Annotated in this window: 16 protein-coding genes and 1 tRNA gene; 4 read left to right on the forward strand and 13 right to left on the reverse strand. The window is 47.2% G+C overall.

The annotated features are described in order from the left end of the window. Positions 1 to 92: 92 nt before the first annotated feature. The 4 genes from QUB08_RS05075 to QUB08_RS05090 all read right to left on the reverse strand — a co-directional run bounded on the left by QUB08_RS05075 (position 93) and on the right by QUB08_RS05090 (position 1,844). A tRNA-Pro gene (locus QUB08_RS05075) sits at positions 93 to 166 on the reverse strand. 37 nt (positions 167 to 203) lie between these two features. Further along, the gene (locus tag QUB08_RS05080) at positions 204 to 572 is read right to left on the reverse strand and encodes a DUF1818 family protein (RefSeq protein WP_333223742.1); all 369 of its coding nucleotides are present in this window, start codon (positions 570 to 572) and stop codon (positions 204 to 206) included. A 141-nt stretch (positions 573 to 713) separates the two neighbouring features. After that, positions 714 to 1,358 (reverse strand): hypothetical protein, encoded by a 645-nt coding sequence (locus QUB08_RS05085; protein WP_333223743.1) that lies wholly within the window; start codon positions 1,356 to 1,358, stop codon positions 714 to 716. Positions 1,359 to 1,610: 252 nt separating this feature from the next. Further along, positions 1,611 to 1,844, reverse strand: a complete 234-nt coding sequence (locus tag QUB08_RS05090) for a DNA-directed RNA polymerase subunit omega (protein ID WP_333223744.1) — start codon at positions 1,842 to 1,844, stop codon at positions 1,611 to 1,613. An 80-nt stretch (positions 1,845 to 1,924) separates the two neighbouring features. Between QUB08_RS05090 and QUB08_RS05095 the strand changes: the two genes are divergently transcribed. Further along, positions 1,925 to 2,617, forward strand: a complete 693-nt coding sequence (locus QUB08_RS05095; protein ID WP_333223745.1) for a GDSL-type esterase/lipase family protein — start codon at positions 1,925 to 1,927, stop codon at positions 2,615 to 2,617. Between the two features lie 446 nt (positions 2,618 to 3,063). Here the strand turns inward: QUB08_RS05095 and QUB08_RS05100 are convergent, their stop codons facing one another. Beyond that, a complete protein-coding gene (locus QUB08_RS05100) occupies positions 3,064 to 4,542 on the reverse strand; it encodes an amidase (protein WP_333223746.1) in 1,479 nt (492 codons plus the stop codon). 447 nt (positions 4,543 to 4,989) lie between these two features. Here QUB08_RS05100 and QUB08_RS05105 point away from each other — a divergent pair, with 447 nt between their 5' ends. Beyond that, complete coding sequence (locus QUB08_RS05105) at positions 4,990 to 6,243, forward strand: S-layer homology domain-containing protein (protein ID WP_333223747.1); 1,254 nt, start codon at positions 4,990 to 4,992, stop codon at positions 6,241 to 6,243. A gap of 127 nt (positions 6,244 to 6,370) precedes the next feature. On the opposite strand, the gene QUB08_RS05110 is transcribed toward QUB08_RS05105, so the two are convergent. The 7 genes from QUB08_RS05110 to QUB08_RS05140 all read right to left on the reverse strand — a co-directional run bounded on the left by QUB08_RS05110 (position 6,371) and on the right by QUB08_RS05140 (position 13,619). Next, complete coding sequence (locus QUB08_RS05110; RefSeq protein WP_333223748.1) at positions 6,371 to 6,880, reverse strand: pentapeptide repeat-containing protein; 510 nt, start codon at positions 6,878 to 6,880, stop codon at positions 6,371 to 6,373. Positions 6,881 to 7,000: 120 nt separating this feature from the next. Beyond that, positions 7,001 to 8,350, reverse strand: a complete 1,350-nt coding sequence (locus QUB08_RS05115; RefSeq protein ID WP_333223749.1) for an LCP family protein — start codon at positions 8,348 to 8,350, stop codon at positions 7,001 to 7,003. 14 nt (positions 8,351 to 8,364) lie between these two features. Continuing rightward, entirely contained in the window at positions 8,365 to 8,712 is a 348-nt protein-coding gene (locus tag QUB08_RS05120; RefSeq protein ID WP_333223750.1) for a DUF6717 family protein, read from the reverse strand. Between the two features lie 587 nt (positions 8,713 to 9,299). Then, a complete protein-coding gene (locus tag QUB08_RS05125) occupies positions 9,300 to 10,475 on the reverse strand; it encodes an aminotransferase class V-fold PLP-dependent enzyme (protein WP_333223751.1) in 1,176 nt (391 codons plus the stop codon). A 105-nt stretch (positions 10,476 to 10,580) separates the two neighbouring features. Next, positions 10,581 to 11,186 (reverse strand): molybdenum cofactor guanylyltransferase, encoded by a 606-nt coding sequence (locus QUB08_RS05130; protein WP_333223752.1) that lies wholly within the window; start codon positions 11,184 to 11,186, stop codon positions 10,581 to 10,583. 279 nt (positions 11,187 to 11,465) lie between these two features. Beyond that, on the reverse strand, positions 11,466 to 12,530 hold the full coding sequence (locus tag QUB08_RS05135) for an anthranilate phosphoribosyltransferase family protein (RefSeq protein WP_333223753.1): 1,065 nt from the start codon (positions 12,528 to 12,530) through the stop codon (positions 11,466 to 11,468). A 114-nt stretch (positions 12,531 to 12,644) separates the two neighbouring features. Next, positions 12,645 to 13,619, reverse strand: coding sequence for a LysR family transcriptional regulator (locus QUB08_RS05140; RefSeq protein ID WP_333223754.1), 975 nt, complete (start codon positions 13,617 to 13,619; stop codon positions 12,645 to 12,647). 591 nt (positions 13,620 to 14,210) lie between these two features. Here QUB08_RS05140 and QUB08_RS05145 point away from each other — a divergent pair. Then, positions 14,211 to 17,633, forward strand: coding sequence for a PAS domain S-box protein (locus tag QUB08_RS05145; protein ID WP_445300889.1), 3,423 nt, complete (start codon positions 14,211 to 14,213; stop codon positions 17,631 to 17,633). A 237-nt stretch (positions 17,634 to 17,870) separates the two neighbouring features. Here the strand turns inward: QUB08_RS05145 and QUB08_RS05150 are convergent, their stop codons facing one another. After that, positions 17,871 to 19,163, reverse strand: coding sequence for a HEAT repeat domain-containing protein (locus QUB08_RS05150; RefSeq protein ID WP_333223756.1), 1,293 nt, complete (start codon positions 19,161 to 19,163; stop codon positions 17,871 to 17,873). A gap of 228 nt (positions 19,164 to 19,391) precedes the next feature. Between QUB08_RS05150 and QUB08_RS05155 the strand changes: the two genes are divergently transcribed. After that, positions 19,392 to 20,261, forward strand: a complete 870-nt coding sequence (locus QUB08_RS05155) for a lipid kinase (RefSeq protein WP_333223757.1) — start codon at positions 19,392 to 19,394, stop codon at positions 20,259 to 20,261. The last annotated feature ends 168 nt before the right edge of the window (positions 20,262 to 20,429 follow it).

Consider the following 20,429-nt stretch of genomic DNA (forward strand, 5'->3'; position numbering starts at 1 on the left):
TTCTGGGCCGATGCCCCTAATTGAGAATGGTAAGAGCTGCGTCGCCGGCCCTAAAACAACAAAACCTTCTCATAGAGAAGGTTTTATCACAATCGGAGCGGCGGGATTTGAACCCACGACCCCTACTACCCCAAAGTAGTGCGCTACCAAGCTGCGCTACGCCCCGACAGCTTTAACAGCTTAGCATAGAATTCCCAAAAAAGTCAAAAAACTTTTAAAACTTTTGCGGCCTGCACCAAACTTGGAACCACAGCCGCCGGCCAAAAACCCTCGCACCTCCGGCCAGCATTCAAGATCAATTGCACGCTGTAAGCTTCGGGATAGCCTTCCACCTGCACCCACAGCAAGTCGCTTTCGGCTTCAATGGCGATTTTTTCCTCGTCCATTAACTCAGAGGTCATGTGAGTCATTGTGCCTGCTAATTGCTCCAACAATCGGCAAAAATCGTTTAACTCAGCCTCCGTGAGTTCGATCGCCCAACCGTCGCCAGCCACCAAACCCTTAAACTCCTGGGCCTCCGGGTTCCATCCCAAACGCCACCCAACACCCGTTTTAATTACACGTTCCACCATTAAGGGATTTTAGATTTTAGATTTTGGATTTTAGATTAGTAGAACTTACCCATAAATACGAAATAAAACGGGTTTTTTACCTGTGTTAAAGGCTCAAAAGCAATATTTCCCTAAAAAACCCGGTTTCTGCATTCCTGAGTATTAAGGTGCCAGCAACTTCGCATCTCCAGGCTGCGGCTGCGGTATCTCCGGGGAATTCGATCGCCCTTGTGGTTTTTCCCCCGCCGGTGTGCGCCCACCCCCCGAACTCTCCGTAAAAACATCAACCAAAGCTTGAACCAAAGCATCCCGCTGTGCTCTATTTAAACTTTGAATAGCAGCGCGATCCTGTTCCATTGGATTTGAGCGCAAAACGTCCTTTCCCGGATACACGCTTTCCACCAAATAATCTGGAGTCGCCCCCAAATAGTCAGCTAAACTCAACTTCCAATCAAAGCGGTAATTGGGCGGCCGTCCTTTGACAAATACGTGATATCGAATCAACCGCCCGACTAAAGTATTGGTAGGATCGACTTTTCCAGTTTCCTTAGAAATGTAGTTATTTTCGGTCGGGAAATCCGGCAATTTTTCGTACACCAATTTCCACGCATCTTGCACCCTCACTTGCGGCGGTGCAGATTGTTGAGCCACCCGCTGCACTGAGGCAGACTCAGAACTCCGCTGCAGCGAAGGTTCCAAAGCCGACATACTCAGTTCCCCGGATTCCAATACCCAACTCAAAAGCGTGAAAATCGCTACACTCAAAGTAACCAACAGAAAACTTAAGCCCTGCTTTAATCTATTCACGGTTTTGACAAAAATTTGAAAAATAGAATAATTTCATACACTTAGTGGCCAGGAGATGTCCTAGTTTATAATTTTAGGATTTACGCTCATCAACGAGGTTTATTAGAAAAATCAGAGGTTTTTTAACGAAGCAGCTAGGAATAAACCGGGTTTCTCGTCCCGCGCGCCCTAGTCTAGTTTGAAAAAGTTGTGAGTTTTGAGTTGACAAAAATTGCTCGCAATTCACCAGTCAAAACCCAAAACTCCCAAAGTCTAGATGTCTCCGATAATTTCCGGCTGAGTCAGTTCGTCCGACATCTCAAATATCGCCCGCATTACAGGTTTCATTTGATGGTCGTCCATATTGTCAAAATCTTCATAGCGACGGCGTTTTGCGCGGTTCGCCACCTGCACCGTAATCCGATAGCGGTTGGATGCACCGTTAATCAACTCTTCCGCCCGACGGGTAAGCTGAGTTGAATCGAAAATTGGACGCTTAACAACCATGAGACTACCTACTTTATCTAATGTTACATTCTAGTTTAGTATGTCGAGATTCATAAATTACTAACTGAGTATCATTGCTTATGCAGGTAGCAACAGCCTATTCCTTTGGTCACTTGCATCGGGGAAATTCTCATCCCCTCAAATTGGTTGCTTTCGGTGACAGCTTAATCTACGGTTTCGGCGACGGTGTAGGCGGTGGCTGGGTGGAAAGATTGCGGCGCCAGTGGATGTTACCGGAGAGTGCAGGACACGTTTTATACAATTTGGGCGTTAGGGGCGATCGCACCTATCAAGTCTCCCAGCGCCTGGAAAACGAGTTTCGGCACCGAGGCGAACTCAGAAACCGCGTCCCGGATGCGATTATTCTTTCCGTCGGCCTTAACGATTCGGCGAGAGTGCAGTCGCCTACCGGGCGCAGCTACACTGAGTTTGAACATTTTAAAACTGTTTTGGATCATTTGTTAAACCTGTCCCAACAACTTTGTCCGGTGATATTTGTCGGGATGGTGCCGGTGGATGAAAGTAAAATGCCTTTTCAAGATTGTTTGTATTACAGTCATGCTGACCAATATCGGTATAAAGAGGCAACGAAATTAGCTTGTGAGTTGCGGGGAATTCCCTATTTAGATATTTTTGATAAATGGCTCGCTCGGGGCAATATTTGGTGTAGTTCGTGTCTGATTGCAGATGGGCTTCATCCGAATGCAGCGGGGTATCAATCTTTGTTTGAAGATGTGACAAGTTGGGAACCCCTAGCCTCTATTAGTCATTAGTCAGCATTCACAATCAAGTAGGGTGCGTCAGCTAGCATTATTTTCGCTACAAACTAAGAATCTCACAACTGACGCACTCCCGCAAAAAACGGTGCGTCAGATTCATACTTTCCGTGCAAATTAAAAATCTCAAACCAGACGCACCCTAATAAGCTGTGTTGCATCTAGATTGCCTATGGTATTAGAGAGGGAGAGGGGGAGAAGAGGAGAGGGGGAGAGGATTTGACGATTTTTGATGGGGACTCGAAATATACAATTTAAATGCACAACAGCTTATAGCAATCCTAAATCCTTCAGATAAATTTGTAGGGGTAGTGCCTTTCTTTGCCTACCCCTATCTATCGGGGCAACCGGGCGTGGGATTGCCCCTACAATAATTACGCAAATCATTTAGGATTGCTATACTGATTGTATTCTTCACCATCAAGTGAAACTTGATAAAAGGCTCAGTAACCAGGTGGATGTTGCAAGCTACCAACCACTTTGTCGATCGCACTTGCGATCGCCAACAACTCCATTTCACCCCACCGCTTACCAACAATTTGCATTCCAATCGGTAAACCATTTTGAGTTTGTCCAATTGGAATTACCACGGCAGGATGTCCACTAAGATTAGAAGGCAGGGTGTAAGCCCCGTTTGCCACTGCATGAGGATAGGATCTGCCATTAACGTCAACGGCACTCCAAGCGGGACGATGGGTAAACGCAGCGGTTGCCGCAACGGGACAAAGCCATACATCCCACGGTTCTAATGCCTCATCTATATGGGCAGTGAAGGCATCGCGCTGTGTGAGTGCCTCGAAATATCCTTTCAAACTTGGATTCAATATCTCAGGTAGCAATCTGCTGAAATCTCCCAATTTTCGGAGTTCCTTGTCGCCTTGGGTTGCGGTGCGGAAGATTAACTCTAAACTACGACGCAGGTTATATCTATCCTGCGGTTGAGCGTAGATAGTGAGGTACATTGACATCCTTCCGTAGAGATTCAATATTTTGGAAAGGTCAAAGTCTTTGGGAAGCCAGCGTTCGATTTGGACACCTGCGTCAGAGAGTGTCTGCGCGATCGACTCCATAGCTGCTCGAATTTCAGAAGCAACGGGAACTTCGGCCCATTCAGCAGTCCAAGCGATTTTGAGATGCTGCAAAGGCTTGCCAGAGGGTCGATCGAGCGGAACCGGTGGGACATCAGGGCGTCGCAGATCCGCGCCTGCAATTAACGAAAAACATAGCCGGATATCTTCAAGCGATCGAGCAAAACACCCAACGGTCATCATTTGCCGAATAGACAGTGGCATTCCCGGCACTTCAGGAATCTGCCCTGCTGTAGAAATACGGCGATCTGTCGGCTTTAAACCATATATGCCGCAGAAATGAGCAGGCTGACGCACCGAACCCCCGAAATCGTTTCCCAAATCTAACGGTGAAAGTCCGGCGGCGACAGCAGCGGCACTCCCTCCGGAACTGCCACCAGGTGTGTAGTCAAGATGCCAAGGATTATTCACCCGTGGAAACAGAGAATTTGTGCTTTGATAATTGGCAGCCAGTTCCGCCATGTTGGTTTTTCCCATGATGACAGCGCCTGCTGCCCGCAATCTCGCAACAGCAGTTGCATCCTGTTGAGGCACATAATCTTTGAGGGGAATATAGCCTGCTGTGGTGCGGAGTCCGGCTGTTTCAAAAATGTCTTTAATCGTGATGGGAACCCCATGTAAAGCACCCCAGTTTTCTCCTCTGGCTAGGGCTTCATCCGCAAGTCTTGCTCTAGTACGAGCATTGTCTTCATCCAGGGTACAAAGGGCGTTTAATTGCGAGTTGTGCTTTGCGATTTGAGTAAGGTAAGCGTCGAGAACTTCGACGGCAGAGACTTGGCGATCGCGAATCATTCGCGCTAGCTGATGGGCCGAGGCAAACGTCAGGCTACTCATAGGCAACAAACAGGTATTTCTCGATCGAGTCAATTATATTGACTTTTAGTTAATATATAGCAATCCTTGCAGGAGTCGTAAATTTTTGACCCCACCCCAACCCTCCCCTTATCAAGGGGAAGGGGTAAGAAATTCACAAATGATTTAGGATTTCTATAGTTAACTAATATCAAACGGCTTTGTCCCTAAATCCTGTTAATTGCAGAGACAAGGTAGATAAGGGAGATAAGCAACATAAGGATTTTAAGGAAGTTAAGCATTTTAAAAATCCCAAACAAGCATCAAAATATTTTTTTTAAAAGACCGTATCTTCCCCGCACCAGAAGTAAAATTTTTCAATAATGATTACATAACTGAGGGAAAGAGCAAGTTTGGCAGGAATCAATCAGCTTATCAAAAGCTTAGTTCTCCTCAATAAAAAAAATGTGTAAATTGGAGAATCAAAAAATGTCTGTATTACATCGCATCAAATCCGGTACATCTGTTTTATTAACACTGGGAACAGTTGCCGCAACCGCAGCGCCGATGCTAGCTCCCGCGCCTTCTTTTGCTCAGACAGCTTTTTCGGATGTTAATAATAACTACTGGGCAAAAGATTTTATTCAAGATTTGTCAGAAAGAGGAATTATCAAAGGATTTCCCGATGGTAGTTTTCGCCCGGATGCACCGGTAACGCGGGCTGAATTTGCGGCAATGATCCGTTCGGTGAAAAAGGCAAAAACCCGCGCTGCTGTAGGGTTTGCCGATGTTCCCTCCAATTTTTGGGCAAGCGGGGCGATCGCCGAAGCTTATGAAATGGGATGGATGTCTGGCTATCCCGGCAATGTTTTCAGGCCGACACAGCAGATTCCTCGCGTTCAAGTTGTAGTCGCTTTAAATAACGGCATGGGCTATGAACCTACGTGCGATTTTCAAGATGTTCTCAGCTACTATAATGATGCGGGTGAGATTCAAAGTTATGCTGTTAAAAGCGTTGCTGCTGCTACGGAAAAACAGTTGGTTGTCAGCTATCCCAATCCTAAATCTCTGAAACCCAACAAGTCAGCAACGCGAGCTGAAGTAGCTGCTTTTATCTATCAAACATTAGTGAGTACCAATCAAGCAAGAGCCATTAATTCTCCTTACATTGCCAAGATTGATGTTAGCGAGTCTGTTGCTGTGAAAATTCCCAGGGGGGTGACTATTCCAATCGAGTATGCAAAAGGCAAGATTTTGCTCGGCCCCAATGACAAGTCTCCGATTACGCTGACTGTTGCTGAGGATATCAAGGGCAGTAATGGCAAAGTGCTGATACCCGAAGGCTCGAAAATTAGCGGCGAATTGCGATCGACTGCTTCGGGCGTTCAGTTTGTGGCTCAAGAATTAAGTATCATCAACGGCAGCAGAGTGCCTCTCAATGCCACTTCGCAACTGATTACTAGGAAAGAAACTGTTACCAAGGGCGTTAATGTTGGCAATCTGGTTAAGAATACGGCGTTGGGTGCAGCAGCAGCGGCGGCGATCGCAGGTGTTACGGGCGATCGGGCGATCGCGACTGAAGAGGTGCTCGGCGGTGCGGGAATCGGGACTTTGATCGGGGTATTTTTGGGTCGAGATAAAGTTGATTTGTATGCTGTTAATCCCGACACCGATTTAGATTTGCTGTTGAATTCCGATTTGGTAGTTGGTACTGCCAGCACAGACATTTGTAGCGCTCGATAGAGCCGATAGTTAGAAATTTTCTCAAACCCCTCGCCTTGCAGGAGAGGGGCTTTAATTTGTGTAGTTTACCTCGCTACAGGTGCATCTAATCAAATAATTAGCCAGGGATTTTTTTAAGTGTGAATTCCTACGGACATCCCAAACTTTCGCGAGTAGAAACTCCCGTCACGGGATTGACACCATCTGCTTTCTCGCACAGGAGAGTAACTTGATAAGCATCGATAATCGCGTCAGTAAAATCAGCCCCGGAAATTGCAGCATCAAAAAAGCGAGTTCGAGTCATAATTGCCTCGGAAAAATTAGCATTCGTCAAATTAGCGCCGTCGAATGTAACTCTATCTGCCAAAGCGCCGGAGAGGTTGGCACCTGACAAGTTGGCATTCAGCAAAACTCCCTTAGTCAAAATCGCATTAGTTAAATCAGCACCTTGAAAATTTGTTCCCCGCATTTCCGCAGCGACAAATGTTCCCCCTGCTAGATCCGAGTTGGAAAAATCGCGATCGGACAAATTAATATTTGTGTAATTAATACTTGTTTTCGGCAGGGCAAATGCAGGAGTAGCACTCAGCAGCACCCACCCACAAGCCAACACTAAACTTAAAAACAGGCTCAGGAAAATTCGGAAAACACTTTTCATGATGATGGGAATGGGGAATTGGGCATAGTTGACTGTTGACTGTTAACTGTTGACTGTTAACTGTTAACTGTTGACTGTTAACTGTTGACTGCTGACTAATGACTAATGACTAATGACTAATTAAAATCGTTTTACCCAATCTTCGCCAACGCGAAGCGTCAAGTCAGAATTGATTTCACCCGTAGAAGATGCTTCAATTTTACCGCCGCCTAACTCTTTTCGCAGTAAATTCGCTGCCTCTAAATCGCCTTGCTGAACAATAATTTGACTTTGACGCTCCTTCTGGGGCGAATCCTGCACTACAGATACATTAAAAAAGCCCTTTTTCCTGAGAAATTCAGCAACGTTTTTGGCGGTTGTCGGTTTGCTAGAAGCGTTTTGGACAGCTATTTTGAGGTTTTTGGGCAACAGGGAGTCGCTGGGATTGCGAATTCGTCCTTGTTCAAAATCCGGCACGCTCTGGTTCAAGTATTGTGTGATAATGCGATCGCGCCCGATCGCATCTACAATCCAATAACTCCTCAAATCGGCTTGTTCTGAACTAGAACTTCCCGGCAACATTACCATTTTAAAATTCTCTCGTTCCAATTGCAAACCGAAATTTGCCAGCGTCAATATTTCCTCATAATTTAGGTTTGTATCTACATATTTTTGCATCAATCGAACAATTTGGGGCAAGCGCACCCATACGGATGGACTTGCGAGGCGATCGCGAATAGCTTGAATTAAAGATTGCTGCCGCTGAATGCGGCCGATATCTCCTAAACCGTCGTTGCGAAATCGAGCAAATTGTTCTGCTTGTTCTCCGTTGAGAGTTTGCCATCCTTTAGCTAAGTTTATTTTTAACTTTTGAGCGGTATCTGTATAGGACATGGCGCGAGGTACAAATACCTCAACTCCGCCTAACAAATCGACTAATTCCCGAAACGCACTGCTGCTGACTCGCACGTATCGTTCAATTGTCGTATTGTTCAGCATACTGCTAACCAATCGCGTAGCCAAAGCTGCTCCTCCCCTGGCATTGGCTTCGCTAATTTTGCTGAAGCTAATTCCGGGAACTTCGACTTTAGTATCTCGTGGAACTGAAAGCAAACTAATAGATTTATCTCTAGGATCGAGGTGCAATAAGAGTATTGTATCGCTGCGACCATTAAAAATCTTAGGGGAATTGGCCGCCGCTTCCGGCACGCGGTCAATTCCCAATATCAAGATATTAACTGACCGCGACAGGCGGTATCCAGAGCGGTTGGAGGATAAATAGTCAAATCCCGTCGCCTCTAATACTCTATTGATAATTGGGGGTTCCACGGGAGCTAAAAGGGCGGTAATTGCCCCCAAGGTTGCCGAGATGGCGGCGGTGAAAACTAGGAAAAATAGCCCCACTATATACAGGAAGAATTTAGGCTTTTTTCGAGAGATTTGATCGACAGGTGTAACAAAGTTTCTTTTAAAAATGGACAAGTTTTTCATTGACTTGCTGTTGGTTATTGCAGTTTTTCAGCTTTGCAGTAAAACTTGGGCGGTGCTTCTGGAAAGTATTTGAACATAGCCGGACACAGCCAGCCTTCGAGATTTTTCGATTCCCACCGATACCAGTTACCGCCGTATTCTGCTTTCAACCACAGCATTTCTGCTTGATATCCGGGAAATGGATTAGCCGAAAATAAGAGTCGGAAACCTTGAGTGGCATTGGGAATGTCTGCGACAAGCGCGTTAATCATTTCGGGGACGCCCTGAACAAATGGTTCTCGGATAAGTCCGAGTCGCTCGTCGTCAAAAACCCAGGTGTACTGTTCGCGATAGGGGTAAATTACCATCATGGCATTGGACATGGTATTTTCCTCTTTTTATTTCGTTTGTTTTGTCAGCAAAAATGCAAGTCTTGATACATTATATTCTGTGGCGCGGAACTTGTGCACTATCAGGTTTGACAACCCTGTTTTAACTTAGGAAATTTCGCGGGTTATGTACAATTTTTATTCGCTTTGGGCGGATTGGTGAAGTTGAGAGCGATGGGGTTTTAAATCTATTTTTGTGGTTTTTTTTATTTTATGTAATACCAATTCTCCCAACTCTTGCAACAATTATGAGTTTTTGGTTTGTTTACGCTCACGCTTCAGGTAAGGTGCGTCGCTTGGAGATTGTCGCTCTTTTTTAGGATTTAAGGGTGGCGACTCACCCTACAGCTACTGTTGCATGAGTTTTGAGAATTAGTATAAATAGTATCGCAATTCAAGAGGAATAAAGGTGATTCCTTACATAATTTTTACTATTATGGGGCCTATTTGTATAACCTTTACTACGTTTATAGTAAGGACAAATAGTCTGTATTTCTCCCAACTCTAAGAAGCGACACCCTAACTACAAACCTATAACTATTTGTAGCTGGGTGTGATGTTTCTTTTCTGGAAGCTCCAGCTCAAATTCTCGTCAGCTCAACCAGCGCCTTAGCCAAATATTCATACTGGGGCAAAGTATTGTATAACTGAGCCGAAATTCTCACTAACTGCTTGCTAGAATCCGGCCAAGGAATCACCGGAACTTCAATTTGAAATATCTCCCACAGCGCCTCTTGCAAAGGTGGGATTCCTCCCTTTGCAACCACATCAGACTGGGAGTCTGCCAGTGGCACAACAGCCATCGAACCCACCATATCATCAGGACAAGGCAGCGGCAAATCTAATTTTTCCGCCAATATTTTTCTACCGGCCAATGCTAAAGCATGATTCTTTGCCCTCAATGCCGGCCAGCCACCACTCAACAAAGAACCCATAAAATCAATAGCTACAGGTACGCACAAATAGGGACTAGGATCGACTGTTCCCATCCAGTCAAATTCTAATTGAAAGCGCGATTTATCGGCGCGGGGCGAGTTAGCACCGTGACTGATCGTAGTTGGGCGAATGGCATCTTGCTTGTCGCGCCGCACGTATAAAAAGCCCGCCCCTTTCGGCGCGCATAGCCATTTGTGGCAATTTCCCGTATAGTAAGCCGCGCCAATTTCATCTAAATTCAGTGCTACCATTCCCGGCGCGTGAGCTCCGTCTACCAATACATCCACGCCACGGTTAGCTAACTCCCCAACTAACTGTTTGATGGGAAATATTAAACCTGTTTGGCTCACAACGTGGTCTAATAAGGCTAACTTTGTTTGCGGTGAAACGCACTTAATTATTGCTTCAATAATTTGGTCGGGTGACTCAATTGGGAAGGGGACTTCTGCTACTATTACTTTAGCGCCTGTACGCTCGGCTACAAAATTAAGTGTGTTGCGGCAAGCGTTGTATTCCTGATTTGTCGTTAGCAATTCGTCGCCCGGAGCAAAACAGAGCGATCGCAAAACTGCATTTACTCCCGTCGTGGCATTCGGGACAAACGCCAAGTCATCCTCACTCGCACCGATAAATGCTGCTAACTGATTTCTCGCATTATCCAACAAGGGTTCAAATTCCCGCAGTAAAAAGCGCAATGGTTCTCTTTCCAGTTGTTCTCGAAAAATGGTTTGCGCTTCCAGTACGGGAATCGGACAAGCCCCAAAAGACCCGTGATTGAGGAAAGTTATATCGCGATCGAGCAACCAATATTGGTTAATCATTAGTAATTAGTAATTAGTGATTAGTAATTAGTCATTAGTCATTAGTCATTAGTCATTAGTTAGTCAACCGTCAACCGTCAACCGTCAACCGTCAACCGTCAACCGTCAACCGTTACTCATTTTACCTTTTAATTGCTCAAACTCTTCTAATGTATTGCAATTCGATAACATTACTGCTTCTCGTTCCCCTACAGGTAGAGGAATTGCGGGGATTTGATTTAACCACACTTGAAAGGAACGTCCCCCTTTGTCAATAAAACTTTGCAAACTGGGCAGAGATTGTTGGCGGTAGAAGCCGCACAAAGGCTCCCAGCGCGAATTTTGATAAGGCACAACTGCTAAAGTAGATGGGGGAAACTCGGTTAACTGACTCGCCCACTTCTGGATAATCTGGGCATCCAACAAAGGTAAATCGCAAGCTAACAGTAAAATCCACTCGGCAGCTATTTCTTTCAATCCCTGAGTCAATGCAACCAAGGGCCCGGAGCCCGGATTGTACTCTACCAGAAATTGGGATGTTTCGGTTAAGGTCGATCGATAGCGATGGGGCCAAGCAGTCAGAACATAAACTTCGGGGGTTACAACTGTGGCAACTTCCAACGCCCGCTGCAAGAGGGATTTGCCCTCAATTTCCAGCATAGCTTTATCCCTACCCATCCGCGAACTTTGACCGCCTGCAAGCACAATTACAGCAATTTTATGATTAGTCATTAGTCATTAGTCATTAGTCAATCGATTTTAGATTTTAGATTTTAGATTTTAGAGGCGACCCCACGGATAAATGCGGGGGCTTGAGGATTTGCGATTTGGGATTGATTCCACGGATAAATCACGTGGCGGGTACCACCTTTGAAATTCGTGGTCAGTAGTTATCGCAAGAATTGCCTGTTTTGAACAGGCAAGATGCCTGTTCCACAATAATGATTGGAGATGTCTAGTAGTAAGTAGTAAGTAGTCAGTAGTTAACGGTCAACTGTCAACTGTCAACTGTCAACTAAAAACACTAACGGCTTGGCTAACTTCCTCAAGTTTTTGCACGACTTGACCGCGACTTAATAAAGTTTCTGCCTCAATTAAACCAGAGTTTATATCCAAACAAACTCCGCAGCGCCACAGATAAAATCCCCCGTTCCAGATAGCGGACTGCATCAATTCCGAGGGTTTTCCCAGCAACACTTCCTGCATTTGTTTTAATAACTCAGAGGTTGATTCAAAGGCCGGATTTGTGTTGCTAAAACCGTAATCTCCGTGGGCTAAAAGCACTCGTTCAAACTCTGCGTCCGGCTTAGCAATGCCGATAATCGCAGTACGATCGCGCGGCAAATCGCAGCTTCCCTCCAATCCTTTGACTGTGGTATAATTTTTGATTCCCCGCAGATCAAAGGCTTTTTGAAACATACCTTCTGTCGGGGGGTGGACGTAGCCAGATATGACGTTAACGTCGCCGCCACAGGGACACCACATCAACTCCATTGTCGAAAAAGGTGGCCGTTTACCAATTTCGCGGCGGTAGGGCACTAAAGCGTCGGCTTGAGGAAAATGCTTGGGAAGGTAAACAAAACCTAAACCCGTATTGTCAAAAACTTGCTGGACTTTTTCTAAACTCAGTTTTCTCCAGTCTACTCCCAAACCGCGCCAAATTTCAATCAGGGGAATGCCTTCCTTGGTTGGCATGGTATCCCCCCCGTGCATGAGGGTTGGCACGCCAGATGCGGCTAAAATTAGGGCGGTTATTGGGCTAATTGGAGCCGTGCGCGATCGCCCGTCGTAAGCAACGCCAAACACGGCGACGGTAGAGACGGCAAACCCTTTTTCTCGATTTGGGGGGGCAAGCATAGGCCCCAATTCTTCATAAGCATCGAGCATTCCGGCTAATTCTTCACCGGTTGGCCGTTTTATGCGGTGGGAAATCATAAAAGCTCCGATTTGAGCCGCTGTTGCTTCTTGCAGCAGCATCATCCGCGTGGCTGCTGCTGCTTCGGAGCGAGTTAAGTTTTCTCCTGTGTGTATTCCGCTGCCAATTTTTCGCAGCAATTCTCTAAATGCGTCACTCATGATTCTTGAAGTTGGTAGTTAGTAATTGGTAGTTAGTAATTGGTAGTTAGTAATTGGTAATATTTGAATCGTTTTAAATTTAAAATCCCCAAAATTCAATTCAAAATTATCGAATTAACTGCCGGATTTTCCTAGCTGGATTACATCAAATGGTGGCACAAATTCGCGTACTAGATTCCAGAAATGGGCGATCGGCGGAATTTGCATTCGATCGTGAGTTGTCACCAACACCACTTCGCGAGTCCAAGTGGGATCTGCTGCCAATTGACCGATCGTCGAAACCTTGGAATTTGACCGATCTGGGGCGATCGACCGAATTGCTAAAGTGCGATCGCCCTTGGCGTCCACCAAAGCTGAATGCGGCAGCAAAGCAATCAACTCTCCCTGTCGCACCACACCCCGAAAAGCATCCAGAGTGTTGAGTTCCAAAACAGCATGAAGTTTAGCACCGATGCGTCCAAATTGTTCTTGCACCATCCGCTGCATTCCGTACCCGTCCTTAAACACCACTTGCGGGTAACAAATCAATTCCGGCCAAGGTACTCGATCGTACTGGGCCAGGGGATGACCCGCCGCCATCAACACCTCGATCGGCTCATTGTAGAGCACCTCAACCAACATTTCCGGGGCTTGAGTAAAATGGCGGTTGTTCATCACCACCGCTATGTCTACCAAACCGTCTTTGAGGACTTTCAGAGCTCGATCGCTCCCCAGGGCAGTCACCCGCAATTGCACGTCTGGATAGTCACGGCAAAACTTTTGCAGCACAGGCGGCAAATAAGCAGCGCAAACCGAATGAATCGCAGCCACGCAGAGTTCCGGCTGCTTTCCCGCCCGTAAGTCTCCCAATTCTTCAGCAGCATTTTGCCAAGTCTGACAGATTTTGCGAGCGTGAGGCAGCAGGCATTCCCCTCCCACCGTCAGTTTCGCGTGGGCCGTGCGGTGAAACAGCGACAAACCCACTTCCGCTTCTAATCCCTGCACTTGGCGGCTAATAGTCGATTGGGTAACACCACACTTCCGGGCCGCTTGCTGAAAGCTACCAGTTTCAGCAACTGAAAGAAATGCTTGAAGCTGCTCTAAGCGCATGGAGGTTTAATTCGAGATGGTTTCAGAAATTTTACTGGAAGATAATCTGTGACATTAACCGATTTAGTAGCAGAATTTAGTAGACTTTGATACAGGTACAGATTAGTTTTGATTCCGGGGCCATACGCGGGGATGCTTGGCTCTACGAATCAATTTGATCGGGTAGGATTTCTGAGCGCCCAAATAGAGGTCGATTCTCCCATATTGAAGGGATTTCTGAATCTGCCAAATTATCAAAAGATGGATTTAATAAAGATAAATCAATCTAATTTTCCCAGCTTGTAGCTAAACTGTTTGAATGAAGTGCACAATCATAATCGCTTCATCTATTGTGCTAAATTGCTGGGTTTATTCCTCTGCTTTAGACTTTAAAACTCGCCTTAAATTTCTTACCTCCTTGGGGATTATAGTACCTGAGTATCCCTAAACCTCTCAATAAATGTACGAATATTGCAGGCAGGTTAAAACCTGCTGTGAACTTTCATCCCCGAACTAAAGTCACTCTTGTTTTCTGTTTTTTTGTGTATAAACTAGAAATTAGCGGGTCAGCAACACAAGTGCAACTAGGATCGATCGCACAGGAAAGCCGAAATGCTGCCATTTATTAAGATTATGTCATTTAACCACAATTTTATTCCCCAAGATGGCTGTTGCCAGTGGCAACCCCAGTTGATGGGACTGCACGCGGTCAGCGATGTGTTAATTGCCTTGGCTTATTATTCAATTCCAGCACTTCTGACATACTATGCCCGGAAGCAGCGAGACGTGCCGTTGAGCAAGGGGTTTCTCCTATTGGGAGCCTGGTTTTTCTGCGGCGGGACAACTCACTTGATGCAAGTTTGGATGCTGGTGCATCCCAGCTACTGGCTGTCAAGTTCGATCGCCGTCGTTACCGCTATCATCTCTTTGTGGGCTGTAGCGTCCCTGATACCCTGGGTTCCTCAAGTGTTGGCTTTGGCTGGGGCGGCCTCTTTTCCAGGAAATACGGCGCTGGAAACTGAAAAGGTCGATCGACTGCAAGCCGACTCTGCTATTAAAAATTCCGTCCCCTCCCTCACAACCGAACTCCAGCAAATTAACCAGCAATTGCTTGCAGAAATAACGCAGCGCGAGCGAGTCGAGGATCTCCTGCTTGACACTGTAGGCAAGCTGCAAGAAAGCGAAGAACGCTTCCGCGTTTTTCAGGAATTATCTCTAGACGGATTTAACGTATTCCGCAGCATCCGCGACGAATCCACAATTGTGGATTTTGAATGGGAATACGTCAATCCCGCAGCGGCCAAAATTCAGCAGAGCACCCCTGAAGCATTGGTCGGCCAGCGATTGCTGCAAGTGCTGCCGGGCCATAAAGATAACAGTTTGTTCGACCGTTACGTGCAAGTTCTAGAAACAGGAATTCCCCTCGATACGGAGATTTCTTACAACAGCGATGGCATTGTCGGCTGGTTTCGGATTATGACCGTTAAATTGGGCGACGGCATTGCTATTTCTTTTAGCGATATTACTGGGCGCAAGCAAGTAGAAGCATCCCTGCGCGACGCGCTGCAAAAACTCACTTCTCATTTTGAAAATACCCCCCTAGCGGTGATTGAGTGGGATGAAAACTTTCGTCTCAGCGGGTGGTCGCCGGCGGCCCAGAAGATTTTTGGGTGGGAAAAAATAGAAGTGTTAGGCAAGCATTTTAGCGAATGGAACTTTATTTCTAAGGGCGATTTTTCAGAGGTAGAATCGGCAATTTATAGTTTAAAAAAACCTGAAAATCGCTGCAATGTAGTTCGCAACAGCAATTATAATAAGTACGGTTCGTTGGTACAGTGCGAGTGGTACAATTCGGCTTTTTACAGCGATTCAGGACAGTTGGTATCGGTGCTGTCTCTGGTTTTGGACGTGACAGAACGCTTTAAATTTCTGGAAGTGCTGCGACAGTCTGAAGAGCGGTTTCGGATTGCTGCAGAAAGTGCCAGCGATTTGATTTACGAATGGGATATCGAGACCGGGATCGTGCTGTGGTTCGGTCACGTAGACGAACATTTGGAGTACGAAAAAGGCGGATTTCCGAGGACAAGAGCAGCTTGGAACAGTATCTTGCACCCGATCGACCGCGATCGAGTTTTGGCCGCGGTCGATCGGTATTTGAGTGCGCCAGACAGTTCTGCCGCCCCATTTTTTCAGGAATACCGCGTTCAGTGCCAACGGGGTGGCTTGCTCCACTGGATTGATCGGGGCAAAGCAGTGCTTGACAAACAAGGCAATCCCTGCAAATGGATCGGCGTGATTAGCGACATCAGCGCTCGCAAAGAGGCGGAAGAACAGCGGAATTGGGCATTGGCGCGGGAACAGGCGGCCCGTCGCGAAGCCGAAGCCAGCGAACAGTTGTACCGCGTCCTCGCTGAAGCCATCCCGCAAATAGTTTGGACTGCCAGACCCGACGGCTGGCTCGACTACTACAACCAGCGCTGGTTTGAATATACTGGCTTGACCCTGGAGGAAACTCAAGGCTGGGGGTGGCAGCTCGCCCTGCATCCAGATGACGTGGAAAATTGCGTAGAACGCTGGAATACCTCCGTGCAGACGGGGAGGACTTACGAGGTGGAATACCGCTTTAAACGGGCATCTGACGGGGCTTACCGCTGGCATCTGGGCAGGGCATTGCCCGTGCGGGACGCGGAGGGGAAAATTCTCAAATGGTTCGGGACTTGTACGGATATTGACGATCGCCAGCGATCGGCCCAAACAGCCTATTTTAGCGCTCAAGCTTTGGCTTTGCTGTCGTCGGCTTCCCTGGATTACGAGAAGGCGCTGCAAGGTTTGGCAGATTTAACAGTACCCGATCTGGGGGATTGGTGCTGCGTGCATTTGCTCGATGCCGACGGCTCGATCCGCTTGCAAGCAGTTGCTCACTCAGATCCGAGCAAAGTCGCTCTGCTGTGGCAAATCGATCGGCGTATGCCGCTAGACCCCCAGGGACGGCACGGAGTAGCAAAGGTGCTGCGGACTGGTGAGTCGAAGCTATACGCCGAAATACCGGAATGGGTGATCGAGGCGGTTGTGCCGGACAGGGAACTGCAGTTGGTGCTGCGATCCCAATCCCAGGTGCTGTCGGCAATCTGCGTGCCACTGATCGCTCGCGGGCGGACGCTGGGAGCGATTTCGTTGCTGTGCGGGGAGTCGGGCCGCCGCTGCGGGGTGGAGGATTTGGTTTTGCTGGAGGATTTGGCGCGGGATGCGGCGGTGGCGATCGACAATGCGCGGCTTTACCGGGAAGCAGCGGAGGCCAACCGGATTAAAGACCAGTTTTTGGGAACGCTTTCTCACGAGTTGCGGACGCCTCTGAACGCGATTTTGGGCTGGGCGCAGATGCTGCGGCAGCGCCAGATGAGTGCCGAAAAAACGGCTGTCGGTTTGGAGACTATTGAGCGAAACGCGCGGTTGCAGACTCAGATGATTGAGGATTTGCTGGACGTTTCCCGGATTGTGAGCGGCAAAGTGTGTTTGAAGCTGTCCCCGGTGGATTTGGCACGGATTGTAGAAACGGCCGTGAAGGCGCTGAGCCTTGAGGCTGAGGCTCGGGGAATTGAATTGGTGAGTTTTTGTGACGAAGGGGTGAGCTCGGTGAGGGGCGATGCTACTCGTTTGCAGCAGGTGGTGTCTAATTTGCTCTCGAATGCTATTAAGTTTACGCCGCCGTCGGGTCGCGTGGAAATAAGGCTCTCGGAGGATGGGGAACCGGGAGCAGCGGGTGGCGCCATCTTGTCTGGGGCGTCTCCGGTTCACTCTGTTTCGATCGTTGTCAGAGATACGGGAATTGGCATTAGCAAGGAGTTTTTGCCCTTTGTGTTCGATCGCTTCCGCCAAGCTGACAGCACTTCTACGCGCAATTACGGCGGGCTGGGACTGGGATTGGCGATCGTGCGCCATCTCGTGGAACTCCACGGCGGCAGTGTCTGGGCCGAAAGTCCTGGGGAAGGACTCGGCTCGACTTTCCGAGTGCGGCTGCCACTTGAGCAGAGGTAAAGTTTTGATTTTTAAGTTATTGAGTTCAAAATTCAATATTTATAGCCTTTCGAGCGTAACATGAGGTGCTCTCGCGGGCATAGGGCATAGGCCTCCGTGGGCATAGGCCTCCGTGGGCATAGGCATAGCACTCACCCCATACCTCACCACGCTTGAGAACCGCTATAAGTTCTACGTAAGGTGCTTATGGCGCACCCTAAATTTAAATGTTTTCCGCAAATTCACTCGCTCTTAATTTTATTGCCATTCTTGCAATGCGATCGCAATTCCGTCTTTTAATCTTGGTTCGAGACTCTCTTGCTTAACTAAACTTTCTAATTTCTGCCTGGCCTTGGCAGCACCTAGCTGTTTGAGCGCTGCCATGCAGTGCAGCCTGACGCTGCTGTCTGCGTCGCCCAACATTGAAATCAGAGCATCTAGCCCTCTCATATCTCCTAATTGCCCTAACCCTAAAGCTAAAGATTGTTTGATTCCAGCAGACTGCACGGCGGGATGATTACTTTCGAGCAAATCGATCATAATTTCAGCAGCTTTGGCTTTTAATTCCGGCTTTTCTACTCGCCCTAAAACAGTGACAATCTCTTGACAAACAGGAGAGTTTGTGTTATTAAGATCTGCAATTAAGGTTTGCTGCAAATATTCTAAAGCGGCTGCGGTTTCGCTCCAGCTTAGGGCGCGCACAGTTTCGATTTGCAATTCAAGCGGAGTTATCGTCGATCGCAGCAATTCAAATAAAGCAGCCGCTGCAGCATCGGTTTTCACTCGCCCGATCGCGATCGCCGCTTGCTGACAAACTTCTAATCGGATGTCCGAAAGCAAAGGTTTGAGCAAGTTAACTAAATCTAATTCTGCATCTAAATAGGCGCGCACCCCGAGGGCACGCACGGCTTCTTTTCTAACTGCTGTTGCCGGATCTTTGAGTGCTGCTACCAGTACCGGCGGGATGCGGGAGTCGTGAAAGCTGCTCAGGGCCTCGATTGCGGCTGCTCGCACCGCAACTTGAGAGTCTCCGACTACGCTCAACAGCGGTGGGATGGTTTCGGTGCGCCGAATTTGGGCGAGTGCTGCTGTGGCAAACTGTCGCGAGTCTTCTTGCTGCAAGAGAGTTGCGAGGGATTCTATGGCTGTCGGGCCGAAATTCCCTAGGGTTTCGGCGGCGATTTGGCTCAATTCTTCGTCGGAATTTTTGACCAATTCTACTAAAGCTTGAATCACTTCCGGGCGATCAAACTTTCCGAGAATGCGGGCGGCGAACCACCGGGGTTCCGTGTCTGCCTCTTCGTCTTCGAGCACGGCAATTAATGGTGCGATCGCGCCATTTCCCAGATTGGGTAATACTTTAGCAATTTCCCAGCGGTCTTGAAAATCGCCCCATTCTAAGGCTTCTATTGCTAAACTGACAGCTTGCTCTAAAATGTCTTGTTCCTGCGGCTTGCCGGCCTTGGCTGTCACTTGCTGCAAGCATTCGACTAACCCAGGCCAGTTTTGGCGATCGGCAGCGACTTGCGCTTTTTGTAAAATATTATACATGATTTTAAATTAAGTTCGATCGAGAAGCGAGGTTTTTTGCTGCTAGCTCAGAGCGGGAGGGAGCTAATTTTTACGAATCTTTTGCTACAATTATCCATTTTTTAACATTTTTGTCAATCCATCATAACTGGTAAAATGGAAGTAAAGCATTAATTTCATGCAGTTAAGGCATCAAGCTATACTTTTTGTAATTTAAAATACGCAATATTCCTAATTAAAAATTAACAAATGAAGAAAGCTCTACTTTTAGTAAACCAGCACTCCCGAAAAGGGCAAAAGCTATTATCTCAAGCCACTGTAAAATTAGAAGCACTGGGTTTTGAGTTAATGGTAGAATCTACCGACCACGCCCACGAACTTTCCGACACTATTCGCCGCTACCAAAATCGAGTCGAATTAGTAATAATTGGCGGTGGCGACGGCACTCTCAACGCCGCCATAGAAGGTTTGATAGACACCAAGTTACCCTTGGGTATTTTGCCGATGGGAACTGCTAACGACCTAGCCCGCACTCTGGGAATTCCTACAGATTTATCAGCAGCTTGTCAAGTAATTGCCAGCGGTAAAGTTCGGCTAATAGACTTGGGTTGGGTTAACGGCCAACATTTTTTTAATGTTGCGAGTTTGGGACTAAGCGTGGAAATTACCCAGCGGCTGACTAAAAACGTCAAGCAGCGCTGGGGAGTTTTAGCTTATGCTTTTACTGCTTTGCAGACAATTTTGTCAGCGCGACCGTTTCGAGCAGAAATTAAGGTAAAAAGCCAATCTTTTAAGGTTAAAACTATTCAAATTGCCATTGGCAACGGCCGCTATTACGGCGGTGGGATGACAGTTGCCGAGGATGCCACAATCGACGACAAGCGACTGGATTTGTACAGTTTGGAAACAAAACACTGGTGGGAAATCATTGGTTTACTGCCGGCTATGAAGCAAGGAAATCATACCAGTCGGCCTAACGTTCGCACATTGCAAGCTCAAGAATTTGAGGTTACTACTAGCAAACGCCGTTCCATTAATACCGACGGTGAAATCACAACTTACACGCCGGCAAAATTCCGAGTGATTCCCCAAGCTTTAGCAGTTATAGCTCCTTCATAACTCACAAGTAAGATAATTATGTTGTGGAACAGGCATCTTGCCTGTTCATATATTAGCCACGGGCAAGATGCCCGTGCCACAATTAATCAATAAATTATATTATGTTGTGGAACAGGCATCTTGCCTGTTCCTATATTAGCCACGGGCAAGATGCCCGTGCCACAATTA

The sequence above is a fragment of the Microcoleus sp. BR0-C5 genome (assembly GCF_036705045.1).
Lineage (GTDB): Bacteria > Cyanobacteriota > Cyanobacteriia > Cyanobacteriales > Microcoleaceae > Microcoleus.

Excerpts from the sequence above, each read along its gene's own strand:
- QUB08_RS05150 (WP_333223756.1), bottom strand. The coding sequence starts at position 19,163 with ATGTATAATATTTTACAAAAAGCGCAAGTCGCTGCCGATCGCCAAAAC.
- QUB08_RS05145 (WP_445300889.1), top strand. The coding sequence starts at position 14,211 with ATGCTGCCATTTATTAAGATTATGTCATTTAACCACAATTTTATTCCC.
- QUB08_RS05110 (WP_333223748.1), bottom strand. The coding sequence starts at position 6,880 with ATGAAAAGTGTTTTCCGAATTTTCCTGAGCCTGTTTTTAAGTTTAGTG.
- QUB08_RS05130 (WP_333223752.1), bottom strand. The coding sequence starts at position 11,186 with ATGACTAATCATAAAATTGCTGTAATTGTGCTTGCAGGCGGTCAAAGT.
- QUB08_RS05080 (WP_333223742.1), bottom strand. The coding sequence starts at position 572 with ATGGTGGAACGTGTAATTAAAACGGGTGTTGGGTGGCGTTTGGGATGG.
- QUB08_RS05090 (WP_333223744.1), bottom strand. The coding sequence starts at position 1,844 with ATGGTTGTTAAGCGTCCAATTTTCGATTCAACTCAGCTTACCCGTCGG.
- QUB08_RS05125 (WP_333223751.1), bottom strand. The coding sequence starts at position 10,475 with ATGATTAACCAATATTGGTTGCTCGATCGCGATATAACTTTCCTCAAT.
- QUB08_RS05120 (WP_333223750.1), bottom strand. The coding sequence starts at position 8,712 with ATGTCCAATGCCATGATGGTAATTTACCCCTATCGCGAACAGTACACC.
- QUB08_RS05115 (WP_333223749.1), bottom strand. The coding sequence starts at position 8,350 with ATGAAAAACTTGTCCATTTTTAAAAGAAACTTTGTTACACCTGTCGAT.
- QUB08_RS05155 (WP_333223757.1), top strand. The coding sequence starts at position 19,392 with ATGAAGAAAGCTCTACTTTTAGTAAACCAGCACTCCCGAAAAGGGCAA.
- QUB08_RS05095 (WP_333223745.1), top strand. The coding sequence starts at position 1,925 with ATGCAGGTAGCAACAGCCTATTCCTTTGGTCACTTGCATCGGGGAAAT.
- QUB08_RS05140 (WP_333223754.1), bottom strand. The coding sequence starts at position 13,619 with ATGCGCTTAGAGCAGCTTCAAGCATTTCTTTCAGTTGCTGAAACTGGT.
- QUB08_RS05105 (WP_333223747.1), top strand. The coding sequence starts at position 4,990 with ATGTCTGTATTACATCGCATCAAATCCGGTACATCTGTTTTATTAACA.
- QUB08_RS05100 (WP_333223746.1), bottom strand. The coding sequence starts at position 4,542 with ATGAGTAGCCTGACGTTTGCCTCGGCCCATCAGCTAGCGCGAATGATT.
- QUB08_RS05135 (WP_333223753.1), bottom strand. The coding sequence starts at position 12,530 with ATGAGTGACGCATTTAGAGAATTGCTGCGAAAAATTGGCAGCGGAATA.